The organism is Streptosporangium sp. NPDC001681, from assembly GCF_040298085.1.
In the GTDB taxonomy this organism is placed as follows: domain Bacteria; phylum Actinomycetota; class Actinomycetes; order Streptosporangiales; family Streptosporangiaceae; genus Streptosporangium.
The window spans coordinates 1-1,176 of record NZ_JBEOZN010000329.1 but is presented as its reverse complement, the minus strand read 5'-3'; the positions used below and the strand labels follow the sequence as shown (position 1 = coordinate 1,176).

Genomic DNA, 1,176 nt, shown 5'->3' with positions numbered 1-1,176 from the left:
GCTACTGAGTTTAAATCTCCAGAGTTAGGCCAGTTCGAAGGGCAGACCGGTCTCGTTGAAGAAGCCGGTAATGAGGTCGGGCCGGTACTGCATGCGTTTCAGCCGGGTCTTGATGATCGCGTTGAGGGCGTCCAAGCCGGTGACTCTCAGGTTGCCCAGCCCGGTGCGGAGGTTGGCCCAGATGCCCTCGGCCGGGTTGAGTTCGGGCGCATAGGCGGGCAGCCGGTAGACCGTCAGCCAATCCCGGGCAGCGATATATGACCGCATCGCCCGACTGATATGGGTGTTCAAGTTGTCCCACACCAGCACGATCGGCGCGCCGAGCTGCTGATGAGCGGCGTCCAGCAGGCCGGCATAATCGCGTTCGGCGAAGCTGCGGCGCTCACCCTTGTGGCCCCGATGCAGCCGGATCCGATAGATCAACCGGCTGCGCCGCCGGGGTTTGCAGCAGACCAGGCCGGCGATCGATACCCGGCCCGAGCCCTTGCCCGACACGGTCACCACCGGCGGGTGTCCCCGCCGCGACCAGGTCCGCGCCTTGGGCGGTCTCAGGATCTGGCCGGCTTCGTCCTGGAAGCAGATCCACGCGTCCTGAGCCGCCGCCGTCCTTTTATCCGCTGCCACTGCTCGGTCTTCCACCAGGTGATCACCACCTCGTCACGCTCGGTGGCCCGGTGCACGCTCATCTGCGGCGACCAGCCCATCCGGTGCAACAACAGCGACACCCCGCGCAGGCTGTAGCGGATACGAAACAGCCGGACGATCAACTCGGCGATGCGGGCCAGTGTCCAGCGCTGATCCTCACCCCAGCCGTGCGCGGCCGGTCCGGCCTTCAGTTCGGCCTCCAGTCGCTCGCGCTGTTCCTCGTTCAGCCGACACGGCCACCCGGCCGGTCCTTTGGAGGCCAGCGCCGCGGTTCCCCCGGCCTGCCAGGCGCGATACCAGCGGCTGGCCGACATCGGCGAGACCCGCAGCAACCGCGCCACCTCGGCCTGCGACGTCCCCTGCGCGAACATCTCCGCCGCCTGCAGCCGCACCGCCTCACGTCGCGCTCGATCTTTGGCGGTCAATCCACCGCCTTCCGGATACCTCATAACTCCGGCATACCGAACGTGCGGTCATCTAGCGGTCATAAATCACCATCGATGATCTAACTCCCGAGCTTCAACCTCAGTA

Annotated in this window: 2 protein-coding genes; both read right to left on the bottom strand. The window is 66.0% G+C overall.

Annotated features, from left to right (window positions below; all coding sequences use genetic code 11):
- Window positions 1-24: 24 nt before the first annotated feature.
- Window positions 25-624, bottom strand: coding sequence for a transposase (locus ABT130_RS47650; protein ID WP_350966510.1), 600 nt, complete (start codon window positions 622-624; stop codon window positions 25-27).
- On the bottom strand, window positions 549-1,070 hold the full coding sequence (locus ABT130_RS47645; RefSeq protein ID WP_350966509.1) for a helix-turn-helix domain-containing protein: 522 nt from the start codon (window positions 1,068-1,070) through the stop codon (window positions 549-551). Before ABT130_RS47645 ends, ABT130_RS47650 begins: the two co-directional genes overlap by 76 nt.
- Between the last annotated feature and the right edge of the window lie 106 nt (window positions 1,071-1,176).